Raw genomic sequence first — 21,914 nt, forward strand, 5'->3', positions numbered from 1 at the left:
ATTCAGTGTTTTTTGTATATGAAAAAATAAAAAGTACAGTGCCGCTGTCCTTTTATACAGCAGGAAAGGCTGTTGAACGTATGGAAAAGCAGATAAAATAGGGGCAGTAATAGAGAAAACAAAAATGTATGCACTTACATTTCAGAGCAGAGAAAGGATTTTGCCAAATGACTCACACAGTGCCTCAAAACATGAAAGCGGCGGTTATGCACAACACGAGAGAAATCAAAATCGAAACAGTGCCCGTGCCTGAAATCAATCATGATGAAGTGTTGATTAAGGTGATGGCTGTCGGAATTTGCGGATCTGATCTGCATTACTATACAAATGGCAGAATAGGCAATTATGTAGTGGAAAAACCATTTATCCTCGGTCATGAATGCGCGGGAGAAATTGCCGCCGTCGGATTGTCTGTCGATCAATTCAAGGTGGGAGACCGTGTCGCCGTCGAACCCGGTGTCACATGCGGACGCTGTGAGGCGTGCAAGGAGGGGCGTTATAATCTTTGCCCGGATGTACAGTTTTTGGCGACACCGCCGGTTGACGGCGCGTTTGTCCAATATATCAAAATGCGCCAGGACTTTGTTTTTTCGATTCCGGATTCACTATCCTATGAAGATGCGGCTTTGATTGAACCGTTTTCTGTCGGCATTCATGCGGCCTCGAGAACGAAGCTTCAGCCCGGTTCAACGGTTGCGATTATGGGAATGGGGCCTGTAGGATTAATGGCCGTTGCGGCAGCGAAAGCATACGGGGCAGGCACAATCATTGTGACCGACTTGGAGCCGCTGCGGTTAGAAGCTGCGAAAAAAATGGGAGCGACTCATGTCATCAATGTCCGGGAACAGGATGCCGGTGAAGAAATCAAAACGATCACGAATGGCAGAGGCGTTGATGCTGCCTGGGAAACAGCGGGGAATCCGGCGGCATTGCAATCCGCACTGGCTTCCGTGCGCCGGGGCGGAAAACTGGCGATTGTCGGTTTGCCTTCTCAGAACGAGATTCCGCTCAATGTGCCGTTTATTGCAGATAACGAGATTGATATATACGGAATCTTCCGTTATGCGAATACGTATCCGAGGGGAATTGAATTTCTCGCTTCCGGCTTAGTTGACACGAAGCATCTTGTAACGGACCAATATCCGCTGGAGAAGACGCAAGAGGCGATGGAACGGGCCTTTCAATACAAAAATGAATGCTTAAAAGTGATGGTGTATCCAAATCGCTGAGTGAACGGGGAGGATCTTTGCATTCTCCCTCTTGCCTATCAAAAATGAAAACGGATTCTTGGGGTGGGAAATGATGATTGAAACAGAAAAAGCAGCGGCAGTAAAGACGAAATATCGCGGCCTGTCCTGGATGGAACGGATCGGCTACGGATTCGGCGATATGTCGTACAATATTATCTTTCAGTTTGTAAACGCATACTTGTTATTCTACTATACAGACGTCGGCGGCATTAAGCCTGCGGTCATCGCAGCTTTGTTTCTTATCGTAAGGGTGCTGGACGCTGTTTTTGACCCGATTATGGGCGTGATTTTAGACAAGACGAATACAAGATGGGGAAAGGCAAGGCCGTATCTTTTGTGGGTGGCGTTTCCTTTTGCGCTATTTACGTTCTTATGCTTCACGACCCCTCATTTCGGCGAAACGGGGAATATGGTTTATGCGTACATCACTTATATTCTGCTTGGGATGTCCTTCAGCATGCAGACGATTCCGGTCAACAGCTTAACGGGGCGGATGACGAATTCCGTGGAGGAACGGACGGTTCTGACGACGACCCGGATGATTTTAGTTTATATCGGAATTCTGTTATCGATTTCCTGTGCGACACCGCTTGCGGACGCCATCGGCGGGAAAGATCAGGCGTTTGGATTTCAGATGACGGCGCTTATCTATGCGGCGGTGAGCATCGCATTGAATCTGTTCAGTTTCTTTACTGTGCGGGAACGGATTCAGCCTGAAAAAAGAAAAAAACAAGGAGTGAAAAAGACGTTGTCTGTTTTGTTCCGAAACAAGCCTTTGCTCATTTTGGTTTCTGCATTTTTGGCGTTTGCGATTGGGTTTAACATTAAGCTCAGTACGATGGTGTACTATTTTACGTATAACGTCAGCCATAAGGAATTTGTGTTTTTAGGAACCGTGTTGTTTTTCGGCGCAGCGCTGATCAGCAATCTGTTTATTCCTTTCTTTTCTGAGAAGCGGGGCCGGAAGCAGGTTATGATCATCACGGCGGTGCTATCGCTGATTTCTTATGCGGGCCTTCAGTTTACATCGTATTCTTCGCTGCCGCTTATTTTCTTTTGGCTTTTCGTTTCGGGATTTTTCACGACGCCTTTAAATACGCTTGCTTGGGGAATGGTTGCCGATTGTGTCGATTATGCGGAATGGAAAACCGGAGTCCGGGCTGATGGCGTGGTGATCTCGAGCATGAGTTTCATCAATAAGCTCGGAGTTGCGTTAGCCGGGTCATTTTCGGCCGTTTATCTCGGAATCGCCGGATATGCCGCGAATACCGATCAGACGGCCTCGTCATTGAATGCGATTAAAAATATGAATGCGCTCATTCCGGGATTGTTCATTCTGCTGTCTATTATTCTTATTTCTTTTTATCCTTTAACTGAAAAAAAATATCAGCAGATGATGTCTGATCTGGAGCAAAGGGCTGCCAGATAAGTATACGTAAAATTTAAAATATTCTATGTAAACGGTTGTATTTATGACAGAAAGCACTATACTGAAACTATAATCGAGAATTGATAAATGAGTGTGATGATGTGAGAAGCCAATCTGTTATTTGTATTGGAGAATTGTTAATTGATTTCTTTTGTACCGATGTGGATGTTGATTTGACGAAAGGGCGCAACTTCTTAAAAAGTGCCGGCGGCGCACCGGCGAATGTGTCGGCAGCGATTGCTAAGCTGGGCGGAGACGCGGCTTTCAGCGGGAAAACAGGCAAAGATCCGTTCGGGTATTTTCTGAAGCAGACATTGGACGCCGTACACGTCGATACCTCTATGCTCGTCATGGATGAGAAAGCGCCTACAACGCTTGCGTTTGTTTCATTAAAACAAAATGGGGAGCGCGACTTTGTGTTTAACAGAGGAGCGGACGCTTTGTTTACGCTGGATGATATTGATCTGGAAAAGGTAAACGATGCCAAAATCCTTCATTTCGGATCAGCGACGGCATTGTTATCTGATCCGTTTTGCTCAGCCTATTTACGGCTGATGTCGATTGCGAAAGACAATGGACAGTTTATTTCCTTCGATCCTAACTACCGTGAGGATTTATGGAAGGGAAGAGTTTCAGAGTTTATAAATACCGCAAAAAAAGCTATTGCCATAAGTGATTTTGTGAAAGTCAGTGACGAAGAGCTTGAGATCATCAGCGGTGCGAAGGATCATAAAGAAGGTGTTGCGGTTCTTCATGAGCTCGGGGCCGGTATTGTGGCGGTGACACTCGGGAAAAGCGGGACCCTTCTTTCAAATGGGAAGGATATTGACATCATTCCGAGCATTCCGGTGACATCAATAGACTCAACGGGAGCGGGAGATGCGTTTGTCGGCGCGGCGCTGTATCAGCTGGCGCGCACGGATGAGATTCAGACGGCAGCCGATGATTTTGCGAAGCTGCGTGATATTGTCTCATTTGCCAATAAGGTGGGGGCGCTCGTGTGCACCAAAATCGGTGCGATCGATGCTTTGCCGAGTTTAAAAGAGGTTGAAGTATCACTGTAAAATATCGAGGATGCTTCTTGAAAGTCATCGGACTTCGGGAAGCATCCTCTTTATTTAGGTCTGAAACCCTTTTCGATATACGGTATACTTTAGAAAGGCATCCAGTAAATTGAACCGCTGTGAAGTTCATACAATAACTTTTTTATCAGTTCTGAGTAAAACCAAGTTTCTGCTGCTGCCGTCATGTATAGTGTGACGGCCTGTGATATTGAACCGCGGAGGAATGTTTTTCATGAAACATGTTTTTCTTATTGTGCAATGCGCGTTTTCTGTTTTTTGTTTTCTTTGTCTCGCCGCTGTCAATTGGTATCAGGGGAGTGAGCTTGTTTCTGATTCGTTTGATTGGAATTATACGGCTAAATTTTCAAAGCTTTTGAATGGGACGGATACGATTACAAGTCCGGAACAGATTTCGCAGCTGGATTTCTTTGTGTATGCGGCGAAGCATTACCCGTTAGTGAGCGGGTTGATGATCGCGCTTTTTATTTATTTTTTGTTCTCACTGTATCTGGTCGTAAAGAATTTCCGCCGGCACAAATGGGCTGAATGAGACTATTTTCATATAAAATACATAAATTTATGAGAAAATGAAACTTTTTTCGAAAAAAACAGTATAGATAACTATGAACTTGTTACTATTTAATTTTGGGAGGAAAATGAAAAATGAGTATTTTAGGAAGATTTAAAGACATCATGTCAAGCAATATCAATGCGCTGCTGGACAAAGCTGAAAACCCTGAAAAAATGGTTGATCAATATTTGCGGAATCTGAACAGTGATTTAGGAAAAGTGAAAGCGGAGACGGCTTCTGTCATGGCTGAGGAACAGCGGGCGAAAAGAGCGTTAACAGAATGCCAGGCTGATGCCGAAAAGATGGAAAGTTATGCGATGAAAGCGTTGCAGGCCGGCAATGAAGCCGATGCGCGGACGTTTTTGGAAAGGAAAGCGGCTGTTGAATCAAGACTGACTGAGCTGCAGACGGCTTATCAGCTCGCTTCTTCCAACGCGTCTCAAATGCGCAAAATGCATGACAAGCTTGTCGCTGATATCGGAGAGCTTGAGTCGCGCCGAAATGCCATCAAAGCGAAGTGGTCTGTGGCAAAGACGCAGGAGAGAATGAACAAATTGGGGTCCTCTGTGTCAAATGCGGGCCAATCGATGACAGCTTTCGGCAGAATGGAAGACAAGGTCAACCAAGCGCTTGATCATGCCAATGCGATGGCTGAGCTGAACGCGTCTCCGAAAGACGATATTGACGATCTGACGGCTAAATATGACAGCAATCAAAGCAGTGTCGATGATGAATTGGCGGCGCTTAAGCAGAAAATGCTTTTCAGTAAAGATCAATAGACAGCGGGCTGCAGCTTTGTCCGATATAAAGAGAAAGTGAGAGAAACAGAATGATCATTTCTTATAAATGCCCGAACTGCGGCGATGATATGGTCTTTGACAGTTCATCCGGCATGCTGACATGTCACAGCTGCGGGCGGCAGGATCAGATTGAGAGCCTGCCAAAAGAGTATATAACGACGAGATTTTCTGAAAATGAGGCGAACGAGTACCGGTGTGAGAATTGCGGTGCGGTATTAATGACTGAGGCGGAAACGACGGCCACGACGTGCGGGTTTTGCGGAGGAGCCGCCGTTCTCGCCGACCGATTATCGGGAAATCTCGCGCCTTCGATGGTGATTCCTTTTACGATCAGTAAAGAAGAAGCCATGAGCGCTTTTAAAAAGTGGTGCCGAAACGGCCGTCTGACACCGAAAGGATTTATGTCTGCTGATCGGGTGAAGAGCATAACGGGCATGTACGTGCCGTTTTGGATGTTTGATTTAAACAGCAAGGTTCAGGTCAATGCCGTTTGTACGAGAGTGCATCACTATGATGATGGAGAATACCGGGTGACGGAGACCGAGTATTACAACGCGTACCGCGATATCAATCTTGATTATCTCAAAATTCCGGTCGACGCTTCAGAAAAAATGAGTGATGAATTAATGGACAAATTGGAGCCTTACTCATACAGTGAGCTGAAGGAGTTTAATACGGCCTATTTAGCGGGATATATAGCGGAAAAGTACAATTATACCGATGACGATCTCTTTCCGCGGGCGAAGGATAAAATCAGCCATTATATTGATTCTTATATCAGATCCACCTTCTCCGGATATACGACGGCTGACATTACGGATGAGCAGATTCAGACCGATAAAATCAGCAGCTTTTACGTACTGCTTCCGGTCTGGATGGTCAGCTACGACTATGAGCGGGCTGAGCACATTTTTGCGATGAACGGGCAGACGGGCAAGGTTGTCGGCAAACCGCCGATCAGTGCCGGAAAAGTGGCCGCGTGGTTCGGCGGCATAACCGCCGGTGCGTTTTTAGCATTAAGACTCGTCTCACTTATGATAGGAGGCGGTTTTTGATGAAAGTATCGATAAAAAAAGCGTGTCTCTTCTGCTTCGTCCTTTTTCTGATGCTGTCTTTTGGTTTACATACATCGGCGTCTGCCGCGGAACAGAAGCAATATGTTTATGACAATGCTCATTTATTAACGAAGGATGAAACGAAGAAACTTGAGGAATTGGCCGGGAAGCTCGGGGCAAAGCGCCATACCGATTTTATCATTCTTACCGCAAACGGAACGGGCGGTAAGGACATCGAGCAGTACGCCGGTGATTTTTATGACAGTCATTTTAGCGGAAACACGGCGATTTTGACCATTGATATGAAAAAGCGGGAAGTATTTATCTCCGGATATAAAAAGGCGGAGACGTATTTGAATAACAGCCGGCTGAATACGATCAGAAATACGATCTCGTCAGATATTTCCGCAGGCCATTATGAAAAGGCGTTTCAGACCTACATCAAGTTGGCTTATAAAGATATGGGGAAAAGCCCGGACGACAAGTCTGACAATCTGCTGCTCACATGGTGGTTTCAGCTCATTATTGCCGCAGCCGCGGCCGGCATCGCCGTCACTGTGATGGTGTACAATTCCGGCGGCAAGGTCACCGTCACCGGCAGCACGTATATGGATCACGATACGTCTGAAGTGCTGAGCCAGCACGACACATATATCCGAACCGACGTTACAAGAGAAAAAAAGCCTGATAAAGATAATGACAATGACGGCGGAGTCACGAGGGGCGGCACGAGTTACAGCGGAAGCAAGGGAAGTTTTTAAATTATATGTAAAGGATTTGAGCATACATGGGTTTTTTCAGAAATCAGTTAGCAAATGTGGTGGAATGGGAAGAATTCAGAGATGACATGGTTTTCTATAAATGGAACAACCGTGAAATTAAAAAAGGCAGCCGTCTGATCATCCGGCCGGGACAGGATGCCATCTTTTTATACAACGGGAAGATTGAAGGGATTTTCCGTGATGACGGCGATTATGATATCGAATCAGAAATCATTCCGTTTCTATCTACACTAAAAGGGTTTAAGTTTGGCTTTAACAGCGGCATGCGGGCTGAAGTGCTGTTTGTGAATACGAAGGAGTTCACCGTGAAGTGGGGCACAAAAAACGCTATCAACATTCCGGCGGCAGGTATGCCGGGCGGTATGCCGATCCGCGCAAACGGCACATTTAACTTCAAGGTCATTGACTACATCGGATTGATTGATAAGATTGCGGGTGTCAAAGACAGCTATTTAGTGGAGGACATTAAAATCCGGATTACGTCTATTCTCGATCAGCTTTTGATGAAATGGATCACCAGAGAAGGAAAAGACATGTTCAATCTGCAGTCGAATTCCTTTGAAATCGGAAAAGGGATTCAAGAAGATCTTGATATGCAGCTGATCGGAGACGGCATGTCGATTACGGGCTTCAATATTATGAGCTTTAATTATCCGCAGGAAGTTCAGGATATGATTACGAAAAACGCTTCTTACGGCATGGTGGGCGATGTGAACCGCTATCAGCAGATTTCCATGACGGACGGAATGTCATCCGGCAAAATGAGCGGAAGCGGCGCCGCCTCAGACATGGCGGGCATGATGATGGGAATGAATGCGGCAAATCAAATGATGAACCAAATGAACCAAAATCAGCAGAACCAGCCGCAGCAAAATCAAAGTCAGCAGAATCAGGGGACGGCACCGGCGAACGGCTCGGAAGGAGCGGCTAAGCCGAAATTTTGTCCGAACTGCGGAACGAAAACGGAAGGCGCGAATTTTTGCCCGAATTGCGGACAGAAGCTTGCCTGACGATATACGAAAAAGAGGCCTTTTTGGGGCCTCTTTTTTTGTCATGATTTCATTGTTTGAACGATGAGGGATGTCAGCGCTTTAGACCCCTCAGGTATGAGATGGACGCCGTCCGGTGTGAAGTATTCAGGGTGCTGCAATGCTTTTGCGTGCCAATCGACAAGCGTCACATTTTTGCGAGACTCGGCCTGCCGGCGCAATGATTCGTTTACTTTGCTTTCCCACTGCCGCGGCACACGCGTGTTGACAAGATAGATATCGGCTTTTGAAAAAGAGCTGATCAGTGATTCAATTTGGCTGTTTGTGAAATAGCCGTTCGTCCCTAACTCGATGATGACCGCTTTGTTCGGCTGATTAAATGACGCATATTCCGAAGTGAGCTGGAGTGCTTGAGAGACTTGTCTTCCTACCTTTCCGTCGATGGTGACATGAGGGAGGGACTGCCGCAGGTATGACGCAATGTCCAGCATCACCGAGTCACCGATGGCCAGCACGTCTTGCTGAGGCTGTGTTTGTTTTGGATCAGCCGTTTTTTGGGATGACTGTTCCTTTTTCTCTTCGTTTTTCTTTGTGTTTGATTTGTCTGTTGGTTCTTTCTTGTTTTTGTTTGACGCGGTGTCCGTTTTTTCGCCGCCGTGTTTTTTCTTGCTGTCATCTTCTTTTGCCGGTTGATCGTGATCGGCCGTTTTGTGCGAAGAGGCGGCGGTTTCTTGCTGATCATTTTGCGCGTACGTCCATTGCGGCTGTTTTTTCTCTTCGGCTATCCCTGACAGCCCGCCCGCAAATACGAGAATGGCGGCAAGAATGAGGCCGAGCGACATTCTGCTGATGACAGAGGATGTCTTCCATTCCAGAAAGCGATTCAGAAACACGCGGCGTAAAAATGGCCGGAAGCCCGCAGTGCGGATCGGCTGTTCAATGAAATGGTAAGAAAGCTCGGCAAGAATGAAAGTGGCACCGATTCTGACGGCGCAGTGCCAATAAACCGGATTTCCGATTTCCTGCACGGGTGTGCTCAGTACGATAACCGGGTAATGCCAAAGATAGATTCCGTATGATCTCGTTCCGATCCAGCGAAGCGGCTTCCATGAAAGAACATGTCCCAAAAAGCTGCTCGGATGGCATAAACATGCGACAAGAACCGCTGCGGTGATGCTGATCAAAAGCATGCCGCCCTTGTACAGGAAGGGTTCATATTCATCCGTGTAAAAGACGCAAAGCAGCAGCGCGGCAAAAGCGGCAAGCTCCGTCCCGTGAAGCAGGTGTTTCATGCTGCTCGGCAGCCGTTTGGAAGATAATCGTTTCATCGGCCACACTAAAGCTAAAGCGCAGCCGATCAGCAATTCAAATGAGCGGGTATCCGTCCCGTAATAAATGCGGCTCGGATCTCCGCCGGGCACATACATCATACTCATTACGACTGCCGAACATAACGCGAGAAACATGACCGCGGCCGCAAGCCGGGCCCGTGTTTTACATATGTACATTCCCGCAAGCAGCAGGAAGGGCCATATGATATAAAACTGTTCTTCAATCGCCAGTGACCAAAGGTTTTTTAATGGCGAAGGGGAGCCGAAGCTGTCGAAATAAGAAAGCTGATGAAAGATAAACCACCAATTGCTTATGTAAAAAAGTGAGGAGACCGCATCCCCGCGTACGGTATGCAGGAGCTCGCTGTTAAACAATACGACCCAAATGACCGTCGTGATAATCATGAGATAAGCCGCCGGCAGAAGCCGCCTGATCCGGCGCACCCAAAAATCACGCAAATCAAGGGTGATGGCATTGCCTTGGGCAGGCAATATAATAGATGTAATTAAATACCCCGATAAAACAAAAAAGATATCAACACCGATGAAACCGCCGTCGGCCCAGTTAAAATTCAGATGATATGCGATAACTGCGAGGACGGCAAAGGCGCGAAGTCCATCCAGTCCGGGAATATAGCGGTGATGCAGTGACTTGTCTGACATGGTATTCCTCCAATAATGTGTGCGGAAATTCTCGCTGTTTTGCGGATGGCTATGGCAGATTTCTGTACAGTCTTCCATTTGTTCCGTTAATTAGACGCATTCGGAAGGGGATTTTGTTTCAGAAAAAATGAATGAAATGCTGTGATTTTCTTAAACTTTTCAGCCCCCGTCCGGTGTCTGTTATATGAAAAGGGTCCCATATGCATCTTGGCTGTTGCGGGACGAAAGAAAAAATCCATGATCTGCGGATATCATGGATTTTTTTCTTTCTTTATCTGATGTAGCGGTCTCCGACAAGCAGCTTGGAGATGACGGAGGTCGGTATTGTAAACTCTGTAACGCCCATATATCCGGGTGCCGCTTCATATTCGTCAAATGAAATAACAAGTTTGTGCTTATCTGTAATATAAAAATTCTGGTCGGCGCGGATGGCTTTAAAAGGCTCCGTCATATCATCATCTTCGACCCAGTATATTTTATTCGGATCTTCTTTCATCTGTTTTTTCATTTGTTCTTTAATATTTTCGCTGATGACTTTAATATAACGGTCATCTTTAAATAAACTCTTTAACGTAAGCACGGCCTCATTCTTTTTATCAATCGTGATGTAACGGCTTTGCGTATAAGATGAAGCTTGTGTTTTTTCGATATCACGGCGGATTGAGATCAAATCCGCTGTGTCAGTAACGGTTTCATAATCGCTGTAAATACTGAGGTGGCCTTTTTTGCTTTTTGAGGTCGCCTTCATAAATTCCTGATACAGCTCTTTGCTTTCTTTCATATAATGCCGATTGATGCTGTCTTCGAGTTTATGATCGGAAAGTCCGGACAGAGCGGGCGTTTTCACATCAATGCTTGATTGGTTCTTTTCTTCCTTCATCTCCGTGAATGTGATGGCTTGGACGACTTTGCCGATGACGGGGATTTTAGACATGGCTTGTGCGGCATCCGGATTGATATTGACAACGGCGGTAAATAAGACGGCCGCAGCGACTGCCGCGGATGTCGGCCACATCACGATTCGTTTTTTCTTCGGTTTCTGCTGAAGGGCTTTTTCGACAATGCTGTCCAGTTCCTTAGGAATGGGCACACTTTTATACTCTTCTCTTAATTGTTCTAATCTCTTTTCCATTAAGAAAGATCCTCCTTCGTCAGCTGAATGCGCATGAGCTTCAGCCCCCTGTAAAGGCGTGTTTTGACGGTGTTGATGTTTTCCCCCGTGATGTCCGCGATTTCTTCTAATTTCAGGTCTTCAAAGAAACGCAGAATGATAATGGTTTTATATTGATGCGGCAGGTCATCAAGCGCTTCGTGAAGGTCTGTGTCTTTGTAGTGATCTTCCTTTCCGCGGCTTAAAAACTCGATCGTTTCATCGTCCATCACTTTCAGTTTTTTCTGTTTGCGGAGAAAATCAATGGCCGTGCGCACTAAAATTTTATAAAACCAGCTTTTGATCACATCGGGGTTTTTGACGGATTCGACCGATGTCAGCGCTTTTTGAATTGATTCTTGAACAATATCTAACGCGTCATCCTTGTTCTTTACGTAACTGTACGCCAGCCGGTAAAAGTCTTCCTTGCGCTCAGTTATGCACGTCACAAGCGACGCTTTGGCTGTTTCGTTCTTCATTGCTTCAAAGGGCTCCTTTTTTAAAAATACGTATCATAGGCTGCTGCCTAAGGATAGACGGGACAGGGTGAAAAATAGTTTGCGCAGAGGGGATCATTTTTAAAAGGAAAAGGAAGGAAAGACGATGAGATGAAAAAAAGAGCCGGAACGGCTCTTTTTCGGATGTGTCTGTTATTCAGCTAAACGATTTAGTTCGGTTTGACTAAGATTTTCACTTGGTTTTTCTCTTTGATTAGAGCGCCGAAGCCTTCTTCAATCAGATCGTCGAGCACGATTTTTTTCGTGACGAGCTTATCTGCTGAGAAGTAGCCCTCTTTCATCAGTGCAAGAACGGAAGGGAAGATGTCACGGTATCCGATAATGCCTTTTACGGTCCGTTCTTTGATAACGATATCGTTCGGATGAATTTCCGCTCCTTTTTCCCAAATGCTGACGATAACCGTTTCACCGGCAATGTTTGTTGACTGGATCGCCTGGCGGAGAACGACAGGAACGCCTGTTACTTCATAAGAAACATCAACGCCTCCGTTTGTGCGTTTAGCGATTTCTTCAACGACATCGTCCGTTTTTGACGGATCAATGATGATAGCGCCGAGTTCTTTCGCTTTTTCCTGACGTTCCGGTGAAAGTTCAACCGCGTAAATATCTGTGGCGCCGGCCGCTTTCAAGGCTTCAATCACAAGCAGCCCGATCGGTCCGCAGCCAAAAACTGCCGCCTTGTCGCCCGCTTTTAATTTGCTTTGGCGGACGGCGTAAAGCGCTACCGCTGACGGCTCAACAAGTGCGCCCTGTTCGTAAGAAAGCTCTTCAGGAAGCTTAAACAGCAATTCTTCGTCAACGGATACATATTCAGAAAATCCGCCGCCGCCTCCGGCTAAGCCTAAGAATCCCATTTGTTCATCAAGGTTATAGGCTCCCTGATGTCCGTGTGTGGCAAAAATCGGTTCCACGACGACACGGTCGCCGACGCTGTAATTTTTGACGCCTTCGCCCACTTCAACGACTTCTCCTGAGAATTCGTGACCCATCGTGACGGGCGCCATTTCGTTTGTTAACGGATGAGGTTTGCCGACCGGAATAAAGATCGGGCCTCCCAAATATTCATGAAGGTCGCTTCCGCAAATCCCGCACCATTTGACTTTAATTTTGACTTTACCCGGTTCTGCTTTAGGTTCATCAATGTTTTCGATTCGAATGTCTTTTTGATTGTGCCATCTTGCCGCTTTCATTGATTATCACTCCTAGTCTGATTGAAACGAGTATAGGTACATGATCAATATGAACCACGGTTAAAAGGAATAAAGTGCCTGCTTCCTAAAGCCTGATTTCTCAAAATATATCATATTATGCAACTATCAATAGGCCTTATAAAAAGTCCATATTGAATGCAGAAATACTCTATGAATATTATAACGCTAATGAATTAAATTTTGTAGTATAATTTACCATGGAATTATATAGAACGGGAAATTGTGCCATCGTTATGTGCATGTCTCATCACGTTGTAATGAACATGTAAAGTGATTGAAATATTATAATCGTCTTCTTGGTGTATAATTTTGCCTAGAATAAAGAATCAGGAGGACGAAAGCTTGAAGAAGTTATTCTTAGCCTTATTGATTTTAGCAGGAAGCACGCTGGGAGCGATCAGTTACTCTTCTGATGCAAGCGCTAAAAAAGTGAACGGAAATATTACATGGTATAATGGAGTCGGTAAAAAAGGATCTTCCGGTAAAAAACTGGGACACTGGGATTGCGCGACAAAATTAGGATTTGACGTTCCGAGAAACGGAACGAAAATCAGAGCTTATGCGAAAGCAAAACCGAAAAAGGTTATCACCGTATACAAAAATGATGTAGGCCGTCTGCCGAATGCCGTATTGGATGTCAGCCCGAAAGCGTTCAAAGCGCTCGGATATCCATTAAGCAAAGGAAGAGTATCCGGACACTACAGCTATTAAAATAGACCATCTTAAAAAGCAAGGACACTGATTCTTGCTTTTTCTGATTGACGGAGAGATTGATAATGAAGAAGAAACGATGGATCTGGATGTTGCTGGCTGCCGTTTTGGCGGCGGCGGTCATCGCGTCCGTTTTACTGATTAAAGGAAAAAGCGACGGCGGCGGGAAAGCCGTTGTCTCCGGCGGCCATGACAAGCTGCTTGTTTCCATTACAGACAAAGATCTGATGACGAAATATTACAAGGACGGCCGCGTGCTGTACGAGGAAAAGCTTTCGGCATATCCGGCGTTTGCGCTGGATGACGCCCATCAGGTGCTCTATTTTGTCGGGAATAATGACCAAAATGAGATGCGTCTCTATAAGCTTGATCTGAAGACGAAAAAGAAGACGGTGCTTTATAAAGGAACGGCAAGCGCTGACAGTCTGTTTTTATCAAAGGATCTGACGCACATTTATTTCCGTCTCGGAAAAGCGGATGAAGATATTTTCCGTCTCGCATCTTTTGATTTGAAAACGAAACGTTATGAAAATCTGTATCCCGCCGCCGATGAGAAAGATGACAGTGTAAGCAGCTTCTTTTATAACCGGAGCCAAAACGATTTTGCGCTTCTGCATTATTCCGTAAAAGAGGATTATCAAAAAACGGATGAGGCAAATGAGAAGGGGATTGACCCTGAACCGACGAATATCCGGTTTGCAGCAGGAGCGGGCGAACACCTTCAGGATTTGACAAACCTTGAACAGTTTATCAGCGACGTGGCGGTGTCACCGGACGGAAAGAACCTTGTCTTTACATCTTATACCCAAAAAGGGACGGAACAAAAAGCGTCCATCCGTCTGATGAATGTCAAAACGAAAAAAGATGAAACGATTATCTCAAACGGGAAGGACTTCGCTCCGCTGATTGATGCCCAGCCTCAGTTTTCTAAAGACGGCAGCATCATTTATTTCATGGCGGAAGCAAAAGGCGCTAAGCGCCTGAAGGATGAAACGGGGCGGAATGCGAAGGTCCGGACCATTTATGCTTATCATTTGGATACGAAAAAATGCGAAAAAGTCTGGGAAAATGACAACGGCATTATCAACAGTTTTTCCGTCATCCAATCATGAAAAAAACACTCAGCGCCCGCTGGGTGTTTTTTAATGAACAAAGCTGGCTGCGGCTGAGGCGAGCCATTTGAAAAAACGGAGAATCGGAACGGCAAAATGAAGCGTTTCGATGAATGACTGTGCGGCAAGGTTCATTTTCCGCCGTTTTGCCATTTCCTTCAGATCTTTCTGCTGCCGATCGTTTTTCATGTTCATTGCTCCTTTGCATCATAAAAGGACATGATATCGCAAAGGCCTCTCATGAGACATGGAGGCCTTCTCTATGTTGAGACTCGTAAAAGGGAGGTCTAACTTGATGCCGTTTGATTATTGTTTTGGAGATTTACCAACGAACGGACGCCGTCGATCATTTTACTGCCGCAAAGGGGGCAAGTCGGGGTATCACTGCCGGCAAAATTCTTTCTGCTCCAGCCGATACAGTCCTCTTTTGTGCATTCCCACGTACTGACATCTTCTTTAGGCAGCGGTTCCTGATTACGTTTGTTGTAGTAAGACATAAAGTCACTTCTTCCCTTATGAATTTTCGTGCACTCCTTCATTGTCTCATACTTTTCCCTAATCTCCTAATTCCTTTTTCTATCCAGATTTCCAATGAGGGTGCATCGTCTTCCTGTTATTACAGTATATGCAAATAAGTGTCTTCTTATTTTTTCTTTTTGGATAAATAAAAAAGCCCCTTCTCTAAAAGGGGTGATATTTGTTTACTGCTTATCCGTGACGTCCATCGGTCTCATCATGTCGTAATCTTCATGTTCTAAAATATGGCAGTGCCATACGTAGCGTCCGCTGTAAGGAGCGAAGGTCGCCGCGATTCTGATGACCTCTCCCGAGTGCGCCTGCACGGTATCTTTCCAGCCTTTCTCACTTGGAGGAGGCGGGACGGCGGGGCCTGTATACACAATGTCGCCGAATTTGTTATAACGCTCTAAGTCAAAAGGACGCCGGTCAAGGATTTGGAAGGAAACAAGGTGCAAGTGTATCGGATGGGTTCCCCCCATCGGATTAATAATCGACCAGATTTCCGTTGTGCCGAGCTTCGGCGCTTCTGTCACAGGATCATGCCATCGCTTGTTATTCAGCGTCAAAACGGGCCGGCCGTATTTGTCTTGCGTATTTGTAAGTTTAAGCGTCCTGATATTGTGTATTCTCTTTGATGTCACATTAGGCATTGTTGAAAGATATTTAGGCTTCCGGCTTGTGTCTGCTCCCTTCAGCGCTTTTGTGACGCGGAATTGCATCACATTGGCGTCTGTATCCGGATCGGCGTCGCCCCCGCAGCCGGTGCCGTTCGTTAAAATGATATGTTCTCCGTCAAAGGCGGAGAAATCGATGAGCACATCATACCGCTCTGCCGGGGCTAAGCTGATAGATTGTGTTTTGACAGAGCGGGGAAGCAACCCGCCGTCAGAACCGATTTGGATAAACTTCCCGCCGTTATTGAGCGAGAGAGAAAATGTTCTCGTATTGGAGGCATTAAGGATGCGGAAACGATATGTCCGCGGTTCAACTTCCATATACGGCCACGCTTTACCATTGACGAGAATGGTATTTCCGCAAAAAAACGGGACGATGGAAGGGTCGGGCAGCGTTTCAGAAGGGGTAGCAGGCCCGCTCGGATAAGACAAGGAACCGTCGTCATTTAACGTGCGGTCCAAAATCATAAGCGGTACGTCGTACTCTCCGGAGGGAAGCTTCAGCTGCTTTTCTTTTCGCTCGCGGATGATATACATCCCGGCAAGCCCGGCGTACACATTGAGCCTCGTAATCGCCATGGCGTGATCGTGATACCATAACAGAGCCCCGCGCTGTTTGTTTGGATAATGGTATACCTCTCTCTCAAAATAAGGACCCGTTTCCTTAAAATCCTTTGTGAACCATGCTTCCGGGTAGCCGTCGCTGTCCGGCGGCGTTGCTCCTCCGTGTAAATGGACGACGGTTTTGACATCGGGTTCCTGATGGCCGCTTTCTGAATGGTGAATGGTATGATCCACGGGCAGAAAATGCTTATCCGGAAGGTCATTCATCCATTTAATATAGACGTTTTCATCTTGGTTCACGTCGATCGTCGGGCCGGGAAATAAACCGTTATACCCCCACAGCCGGGTCGGCGGGAGATCGCGGTGCAGCTTGTGAAAGCATTCCTTCATGGTGACTTCATAATACGTGCTGCCGTCTGATTTCTTCTGCGGCTGGAGTGTTTCGATAATCGGCAGTTCATCTGCAAATTTTTCTAGTGCCATTTTTCATCCTGTCCTTATCATTTATTGAAATCCTGTACTACAGTTAATGCTGCCTGGAACAGGTTGGTTAAAAAAACACCCGCCCTTTTTGAGGGGGGTGTTTGCGGTTATTGCGCAATCCGGCTTTCGGAGGCGCTCTCTTTCGGTTTTTGTTTTTTGCGGAATACATAGGAGGCAAGTACCAGCAGAGTAATAAATCCTGTCAGCAGAAATTCAGACCGCATTGAACTGATAAACAGCATAGATAACAAGATGGCGCAAATGGCGATGATCGTCAGGTAGGTTAAGTACGGATAGAACCACATTTTGATTTTAAGAGATTCAGGGTTTGTCCGTTCGATTTTCTTTCTCATTCTCAGATGTGAGACGGCGATGACGAGATAGACGAGCAGTGCGATCGCCCCTGATGAATTGACCAGGAACAAAAATACGGAGTCGGGAGAAAAGTAGTTCATAACAACGGCAATATAGGAGAAAAAGGTGCCGGCGATAATGGCTTGAACCGGTACGCCTCTTTTACTCAGTTTCATAAAACGCCGCGGCGCTTCATTTCGCTCTGCCAGTGAATACAGCATCCGTGACGTCGTATAAAGCCCGGAGTTCAGGCAGGACAGAACGGCTGTCAGGACGATGAAATTCATGATTTGAGCGGCTGCGGGAACCCCGATATGGCTCAAAACGGCAACGAAGGGGCTTTCCAAAATATTGGCTGAATCCCACGGCAGCAGTGTGACCACAACCGCAATGGAACCGACGTAAAAAATAATGATCCGCCAAACGACTGAGCGGGTCGCCTTCGTGACGGATTCGACCGGATTTGACGTTTCTCCCGCTGCGATTGCGACGATTTCAGATCCCATGAAAGAAAAAATGACAACGACGATGCCGAGCAGAACGGAACTTGGACCTTTAGGGAAAAATCCGCCGCTGCCCGCCAGATTTTCCAGCCCGACCGGTTTGCTGCCGGGGACGATTCCGAAAATGAACGCAAATCCCGCGATTAAGAAGACAACGATCGTCGCTACCTTCACTAAGGAAAGCCAGTATTCAAATTCGCCGAACGATTTAACTGAATAAATATTCGTCAGTGTTAACAGCACGGTCAGAAGCAGACTCGTCAGCCATAACGGAATGCCCGGGAACCAGTACTGTATGATTCCGGCGCCTGCAATGGCTTCAATGGCAATGACGATGACCCAGAAAAACCAATACAGCCATCCGATCGTAAAACCGGCCCAAGGACCGATGGCGTCATGCGCGTACTGTGAAAACGAACCGCTTGTCGGGTTGACGGAGGACATTTCCCCCAGCATTCTCATAATAAAAATCACTAATAATCCTGCTAAAGCGTAGGAGACAATCGCTCCGGGTCCGGTGGAATGAATGACGGATCCGCTTCCGACAAATAATCCGGCGCCGATCACGCCGGCAATTGAAATCATAGTCATATGCCGGGTTTTTAATCCCTTTGATAAAGAGTTAGGCTGATTCATTCTTTGCCTCCTTTTGGTTTGTTTATGCTGAATATTCCGACAAGTATTATTCTATCATAAATGCCACAGGCAGTTGAAAATGATGTAAGAAAATATGACATTTTTTCTCGTCCGTACAGCAGAAGGTGCCGGAAGGAAAAGAAATAATTTTCTGTTATTTCTGTGTTTTAATGGTTTTGAAAATAATTCCATGAACATGGGTTGGCGAGAATCCTTGATACGATTGGGATGAGAGGGGTTTTGTGAATGAAAATAAGTTTCCTGAGCGCATAAATGTTCCATGCTTACTATTTTTCTGTGGAAAGTGAATCATGTTTCTATAGACCCACTGTGTCCTCGCTTTGTATGATAATGAAGGAAAAATTGAACGGGAAGGAGGATTTTCAGTGGAGAGATATCATGAATTGAAAAAAGGCGAAACCGGAGCGATTGTCAGTATTGGCGCATATGCGGCATTGTCGGCTGTGAAGCTTGTGATCGGTTATTTGTTTCACTCAGAAGCGCTTCAGGCCGACGGTTTAAATAATGCGACTGATATCGTGGCATCCGCGGCTGTTTTCATCGGTTTGCGCATCTCTCAGAAACCTCCTGACGAAGATCATCCTTACGGCCATTTTCGGGCGGAGACCGTCGCGTCACTCATTGCTTCCATTATTATGATGCTTGTCGGAATGCAAGTGCTGTTCAGCGCCGCGCAATCTATTTTTTCCGTTAAAGAGGAAACACCGGATATGATAGCCGCCTGGACGGCCGCGGGGAGCGCCGTGGTGATGCTGATGGTCTGCCGCTATACGAAAGGGCTTGCGAAAAAGGTAAACAGCCAGGCCCTTTCAGCTGCGGCCGCTGATAATAAATCAGATGCGCTCGTCAGTATCGGCACGTTTATCGGAATTTTTGCTTCACAGTTCCATTTGGCTTGGGTGGATACGGTTACCGCGTTTATCATCGGGCTGATCATCTGCAAAACCGCGTGGGATATTTTTAAGGAATCCTCTCATTCGCTGACTGACGGTTTTGATGTCAAACATATTTCTGATTATAAAAAGACGATTGAACAGATTGCGGGCGTCAGCCGTTTAAAAGATATTAAAGCGAGATATCTGGGCAGCTCCGTTCATATTGATGTCGTCATTGAAGTGCCGTCAGATCTGAACATTAAAGAGAGTCATGAGATCGCAAATGAGGTAGAACGCAAGATGAAAGAGGAACATGCCATTGACCATTCACACGTTCATATGGAGCCTCTCCAGCTGAAATAAAGCTTCCTTTCTAAAGGGAGCTTTTTCCTTTTTCAGACTGGAAACAATTCGCTGGAAACGTTTTTTTATACTGTTTATATTTTGTGGTAAAGTTAGGTTACGATAATTGAAATTTGAGAGATGACTAGGAGGAGAAGAATGGCTTATAAAGAAGAGCTGCATCCGCTGCTGGAGAAAGCCGTTGAGCATATTGAAAACATCATCATAGGAAAACGGGATATCGCCATACTCAGTCTGGCCGCCATTCTCGCAAAAGGGCATGTGCTGCTGGAAGACGTGCCGGGAGTCGGAAAAACGATGATGGTCCGCGCTTTGGCCAAGCTGATCGGAGCTGACTTTAAGAGGATTCAGTTCACGCCGGATCTTCTGCCGTCAGATGTGACGGGTGTCTCTATTTATAATACGAAAACGATGGAATTTGAATACCGCCCTGGACCGATCATGGGGAATATCGTGCTGGCTGATGAAATTAACAGAACCTCTCCGAAAACGCAGTCTTCCCTGCTTGAGGCAATGGAGGAAGGGAATGTTACGATTGACGGAAAGACAATGCGGCTGGCTGAGCCGTTTTTCGTCATGGCCACACAAAACCCGGTTGAATATGAAGGAACGTATCCGCTTCCCGAAGCCCAGCTTGACCGGTTTTTATTTAAGCTGCGCATGGGCTATCCGACTGCCGAGGAAGAGCTTCAAGTTCTGTCTTTGCAGGAAGGGCGCAATCCGCTTGAAACAATCGAGCCCGTCATTTCTAAAGAACAGTTTATCAGCCTTCAGCAAAAATTGGAGCAGGTGCGGGTGGATGATGGAATTAAAGCGTATATCGTCGGCATTACTCAGCATACCCGCCGGCATCCGTCCGTACATCTGGGCGTAAGTCCGCGCGGTTCAATCTCATTAATGAAAGCCGCGCAGGCGTACGCGCTGCTTCATGACCGCGATTACGTCATTCCTGATGACGTCCAGTATTTGGCTCCGTATACGCTGCCGCACAGAATGATCTTGACCGCCGAGGCGAAATTTAACGATGTGACCCCGGAAGCGGTTATAGAAGACATCATGCAAACGGAAAAAGTCCCCGTTCAAAGGATGTCGGTCCGCTAATGAGAAAGAAGATGCATTGGCTTCTATATGGCTGGAAGCTGCTTATGTTGGCCGTACTGACGGCGGCTGTCTTTTCTTATGCCATGTTTCAGGGCGGATTTGTGAGCTGGTTTTTATTTTATGCGTTTTTGCCGTTTACCGTTTACGCCGGGCTGGTCGCTGTGTACCCGCTGCGGGCGTTTCAGGTGACGCGTGACGTGTCCTCTGCCCAGTTAACCTCAGGCGACAGGCTGTCTGTCACCATCAGGCTGACGAGGCGCCTGCCGTTTCCGCTGACATATATGGTCATTGAAGATGTGATGCCGGAAACGCTTGGCGAGAGGCGCAGTGCGAAACAGCTCGTGTTTCCGTGGTTTCAAAGGAAGCTGACGTTACAATATGAGCTGCCGCAGGTGCCGCGCGGAGAGCATCATTTACATACGATAAGAGTGCGGACGGGAGATGTTCTCGGGCTTTTGGACAAGACGGCGTCGTTTTCCGTTACGGATACGGTTCTGGTTTTCCCGGCGTACGGGTCTGTTCACTATAAGCCGCAGGTCTCATCCGGAGAAGAGGGTGCGGCTGCCGGCGCTCCGTTTCAGGTACACCGCTCCGCAATGGCTGCGAGCGTCAGAAATTATCAGCCGGGCGACCGGTTTTCCGCACTTGACTGGAAAACATCGGCGCGGCGAAATGAGCTGATGACGAAGGAATTTGACCCGCTGCAGAGTGTGAATATGATTCTCCTTTTGGACTGCAGGCCGTCCCCATCGTTTGAAGCCGCGGTATCAGCTTCGGCATCCCTGCTTTACACGGCGCTTGTGAAGGGCTCTCCCGCAGGATTTATTTCATTGGGGAGCGACCGGACCGTATTTCCCGTCCGGGAGGGAGACCGGCATTTCAGAAAGATGCTGCGTTACCTGGCATCAGCTTCAGAATCGGAAGAAGCCGATGCAGGCGGGCGTTTAGGAAAAGAGCTGGCGGATCCGCGCGTCCGCAAAGCTTCCATTGCCGTCGTGACGGGCAGTCTTACAGAAGACCTTCTCAAACAGGCTGAGCCCGGCCGTGCTGACATGACGGTGTTTTTGGCGAAAGAAACGAATGCCGCGCTTTCGGAGAAAGAACGGAAACTCGCTCTCATCTTCGCTCAAAAAAATATTAAGGTGCAAATGATCAGGGACAAACGGGTGTCCCATGTTGTTTAGA

Annotated in this window: 21 protein-coding genes; 13 read left to right on the forward strand and 8 right to left on the reverse strand. The window is 46.7% G+C overall.

Features of this window, described 5'->3' with window-relative positions; genetic code table 11:
- Positions 1-167: 167 nt before the first annotated feature.
- The 8 genes from gutB (at position 168) to V7728_RS18785 (ending at position 7,961) form a co-directional block, all read left to right on the forward strand.
- On the forward strand, positions 168-1,229 hold the full coding sequence (gene gutB / locus V7728_RS18750; protein WP_099566458.1) for a sorbitol dehydrogenase: 1,062 nt from the start codon (positions 168-170) through the stop codon (positions 1,227-1,229).
- A 73-nt stretch (positions 1,230-1,302) separates the two neighbouring features.
- The gene (locus V7728_RS18755; protein WP_099567259.1) at positions 1,303-2,679 is read left to right on the forward strand and encodes an MFS transporter; all 1,377 of its coding nucleotides are present in this window, start codon (positions 1,303-1,305) and stop codon (positions 2,677-2,679) included.
- A gap of 101 nt (positions 2,680-2,780) precedes the next feature.
- Positions 2,781-3,743 (forward strand): carbohydrate kinase family protein, encoded by a 963-nt coding sequence (locus V7728_RS18760; protein WP_099566459.1) that lies wholly within the window; start codon positions 2,781-2,783, stop codon positions 3,741-3,743.
- Between the two features lie 232 nt (positions 3,744-3,975).
- On the forward strand, positions 3,976-4,293 hold the full coding sequence (locus V7728_RS18765; protein ID WP_025284358.1) for a YjdJ family protein: 318 nt from the start codon (positions 3,976-3,978) through the stop codon (positions 4,291-4,293).
- A 113-nt stretch (positions 4,294-4,406) separates the two neighbouring features.
- Positions 4,407-5,093 (forward strand): PspA/IM30 family protein, encoded by a 687-nt coding sequence (locus V7728_RS18770; RefSeq protein ID WP_015239300.1) that lies wholly within the window; start codon positions 4,407-4,409, stop codon positions 5,091-5,093.
- 50 nt (positions 5,094-5,143) lie between these two features.
- Positions 5,144-6,169 carry a TFIIB-type zinc ribbon-containing protein gene (locus V7728_RS18775; RefSeq protein WP_007609808.1) on the forward strand — a complete coding sequence of 342 codons (1,026 nt, stop codon included), beginning with the start codon at positions 5,144-5,146 and terminating at the stop codon, positions 6,167-6,169.
- A complete protein-coding gene (locus tag V7728_RS18780) occupies positions 6,169-6,930 on the forward strand; it encodes a TPM domain-containing protein (protein WP_099566460.1) in 762 nt (253 codons plus the stop codon). The genes V7728_RS18775 and V7728_RS18780 overlap by 1 nt, the downstream gene beginning before the upstream one ends.
- Positions 6,931-6,956: 26 nt before the next feature.
- A complete protein-coding gene (locus V7728_RS18785; protein WP_020955434.1) occupies positions 6,957-7,961 on the forward strand; it encodes an SPFH domain-containing protein in 1,005 nt (334 codons plus the stop codon).
- Between the two features lie 41 nt (positions 7,962-8,002).
- On the opposite strand, the gene V7728_RS18790 is transcribed toward V7728_RS18785, so the two are convergent.
- The 4 genes from V7728_RS18790 to V7728_RS18805 form a co-directional block, all read right to left on the reverse strand.
- Positions 8,003-9,934, reverse strand: a complete 1,932-nt coding sequence (locus V7728_RS18790) for an acyltransferase family protein (protein WP_099566461.1) — start codon at positions 9,932-9,934, stop codon at positions 8,003-8,005.
- Between the two features lie 271 nt (positions 9,935-10,205).
- The gene (gene rsiV / locus V7728_RS18795; protein WP_012116981.1) at positions 10,206-11,066 is read right to left on the reverse strand and encodes an anti-sigma-V factor RsiV; all 861 of its coding nucleotides are present in this window, start codon (positions 11,064-11,066) and stop codon (positions 10,206-10,208) included.
- On the reverse strand, positions 11,066-11,563 hold the full coding sequence (locus V7728_RS18800) for an RNA polymerase sigma factor (RefSeq protein WP_003155802.1): 498 nt from the start codon (positions 11,561-11,563) through the stop codon (positions 11,066-11,068). Before V7728_RS18800 ends, rsiV begins: the two co-directional genes overlap by 1 nt.
- Before the next feature lie 188 nt (positions 11,564-11,751).
- Positions 11,752-12,792: a 2,3-butanediol dehydrogenase gene (locus V7728_RS18805; protein ID WP_007408876.1), complete on the reverse strand. Its 1,041-nt coding sequence runs from the start codon at positions 12,790-12,792 to the stop codon at positions 11,752-11,754.
- 363 nt (positions 12,793-13,155) lie between these two features.
- On the opposite strand from V7728_RS18805, the gene V7728_RS18810 reads away from it, so the two are divergent.
- Complete coding sequence (locus V7728_RS18810) at positions 13,156-13,524, forward strand: RlpA-like double-psi beta-barrel domain-containing protein (RefSeq protein WP_007408877.1); 369 nt, start codon at positions 13,156-13,158, stop codon at positions 13,522-13,524.
- 65 nt (positions 13,525-13,589) lie between these two features.
- Positions 13,590-14,636 carry a TolB family protein gene (locus tag V7728_RS18815; protein WP_043021619.1) on the forward strand — a complete coding sequence of 349 codons (1,047 nt, stop codon included), beginning with the start codon at positions 13,590-13,592 and terminating at the stop codon, positions 14,634-14,636.
- Positions 14,637-14,666: 30 nt separating this feature from the next.
- Here the strand turns inward: V7728_RS18815 and V7728_RS18820 are convergent, their stop codons facing one another.
- From V7728_RS18820 to gabP, 4 genes are all read right to left on the reverse strand, one after another.
- Entirely contained in the window at positions 14,667-14,825 is a 159-nt protein-coding gene (locus V7728_RS18820) for a hypothetical protein (protein WP_003155794.1), read from the reverse strand.
- A 98-nt stretch (positions 14,826-14,923) separates the two neighbouring features.
- On the reverse strand, positions 14,924-15,133 hold the full coding sequence (locus tag V7728_RS18825) for a cold-shock protein (protein WP_007408879.1): 210 nt from the start codon (positions 15,131-15,133) through the stop codon (positions 14,924-14,926).
- 204 nt (positions 15,134-15,337) lie between these two features.
- Positions 15,338-16,876, reverse strand: coding sequence for an outer spore coat copper-dependent laccase CotA (gene cotA, locus V7728_RS18830; protein ID WP_025284363.1), 1,539 nt, complete (start codon positions 16,874-16,876; stop codon positions 15,338-15,340).
- Positions 16,877-16,983: 107 nt separating this feature from the next.
- Positions 16,984-18,369, reverse strand: a complete 1,386-nt coding sequence (gene gabP, locus V7728_RS18835) for a GABA permease (protein ID WP_007408881.1) — start codon at positions 18,367-18,369, stop codon at positions 16,984-16,986.
- Positions 18,370-18,755: 386 nt separating this feature from the next.
- On the opposite strand from gabP, the gene V7728_RS18840 reads away from it, so the two are divergent.
- The 3 genes from V7728_RS18840 to V7728_RS18850 all read left to right on the forward strand — a co-directional run bounded on the left by V7728_RS18840 (position 18,756) and on the right by V7728_RS18850 (position 21,913).
- Entirely contained in the window at positions 18,756-19,628 is an 873-nt protein-coding gene (locus tag V7728_RS18840) for a cation diffusion facilitator family transporter (RefSeq protein WP_099566462.1), read from the forward strand.
- A 138-nt stretch (positions 19,629-19,766) separates the two neighbouring features.
- On the forward strand, positions 19,767-20,729 hold the full coding sequence (locus tag V7728_RS18845) for an AAA family ATPase (protein ID WP_007408884.1): 963 nt from the start codon (positions 19,767-19,769) through the stop codon (positions 20,727-20,729).
- Complete coding sequence (locus V7728_RS18850; protein ID WP_099566463.1) at positions 20,729-21,913, forward strand: DUF58 domain-containing protein; 1,185 nt, start codon at positions 20,729-20,731, stop codon at positions 21,911-21,913. Before V7728_RS18845 ends, V7728_RS18850 begins: the two co-directional genes overlap by 1 nt.
- Position 21,914 lies beyond the last annotated feature (1 nt).

This window comes from Bacillus sp. JHAA (assembly GCF_036961585.1).
In the GTDB taxonomy this organism is placed as follows: Bacteria; Bacillota; Bacilli; order Bacillales; family Bacillaceae; genus Bacillus; species Bacillus velezensis.

What these genes read in the sequence shown, in the direction of transcription:
- gutB (WP_099566458.1), top strand. Translation starts at nt 168, where the DNA reads ATGACTCACACAGTGCCTCAAAACATGAAAGCGGCGGTTATGCACAAC.
- V7728_RS18755 (WP_099567259.1), top strand. Translation starts at nt 1,303, where the DNA reads ATGATTGAAACAGAAAAAGCAGCGGCAGTAAAGACGAAATATCGCGGC.
- V7728_RS18765 (WP_025284358.1), top strand. Translation starts at nt 3,976, where the DNA reads ATGAAACATGTTTTTCTTATTGTGCAATGCGCGTTTTCTGTTTTTTGT.
- V7728_RS18770 (WP_015239300.1), top strand. Translation starts at nt 4,407, where the DNA reads ATGAGTATTTTAGGAAGATTTAAAGACATCATGTCAAGCAATATCAAT.
- V7728_RS18775 (WP_007609808.1), top strand. Translation starts at nt 5,144, where the DNA reads ATGATCATTTCTTATAAATGCCCGAACTGCGGCGATGATATGGTCTTT.
- V7728_RS18780 (WP_099566460.1), top strand. Translation starts at nt 6,169, where the DNA reads ATGAAAGTATCGATAAAAAAAGCGTGTCTCTTCTGCTTCGTCCTTTTT.
- V7728_RS18785 (WP_020955434.1), top strand. Translation starts at nt 6,957, where the DNA reads ATGGGTTTTTTCAGAAATCAGTTAGCAAATGTGGTGGAATGGGAAGAA.
- V7728_RS18790 (WP_099566461.1), bottom strand. Translation starts at nt 9,934, where the DNA reads ATGTCAGACAAGTCACTGCATCACCGCTATATTCCCGGACTGGATGGA.
- rsiV (WP_012116981.1), bottom strand. Translation starts at nt 11,066, where the DNA reads ATGGAAAAGAGATTAGAACAATTAAGAGAAGAGTATAAAAGTGTGCCC.
- V7728_RS18800 (WP_003155802.1), bottom strand. Translation starts at nt 11,563, where the DNA reads ATGAAGAACGAAACAGCCAAAGCGTCGCTTGTGACGTGCATAACTGAG.
- V7728_RS18805 (WP_007408876.1), bottom strand. Translation starts at nt 12,792, where the DNA reads ATGAAAGCGGCAAGATGGCACAATCAAAAAGACATTCGAATCGAAAAC.
- V7728_RS18815 (WP_043021619.1), top strand. Translation starts at nt 13,590, where the DNA reads ATGAAGAAGAAACGATGGATCTGGATGTTGCTGGCTGCCGTTTTGGCG.
- V7728_RS18820 (WP_003155794.1), bottom strand. Translation starts at nt 14,825, where the DNA reads ATGAAAAACGATCGGCAGCAGAAAGATCTGAAGGAAATGGCAAAACGG.
- V7728_RS18825 (WP_007408879.1), bottom strand. Translation starts at nt 15,133, where the DNA reads ATGTCTTACTACAACAAACGTAATCAGGAACCGCTGCCTAAAGAAGAT.
- cotA (WP_025284363.1), bottom strand. Translation starts at nt 16,876, where the DNA reads ATGGCACTAGAAAAATTTGCAGATGAACTGCCGATTATCGAAACACTC.
- gabP (WP_007408881.1), bottom strand. Translation starts at nt 18,369, where the DNA reads ATGAATCAGCCTAACTCTTTATCAAAGGGATTAAAAACCCGGCATATG.
- V7728_RS18845 (WP_007408884.1), top strand. Translation starts at nt 19,767, where the DNA reads ATGGCTTATAAAGAAGAGCTGCATCCGCTGCTGGAGAAAGCCGTTGAG.
- V7728_RS18850 (WP_099566463.1), top strand. Translation starts at nt 20,729, where the DNA reads ATGAGAAAGAAGATGCATTGGCTTCTATATGGCTGGAAGCTGCTTATG.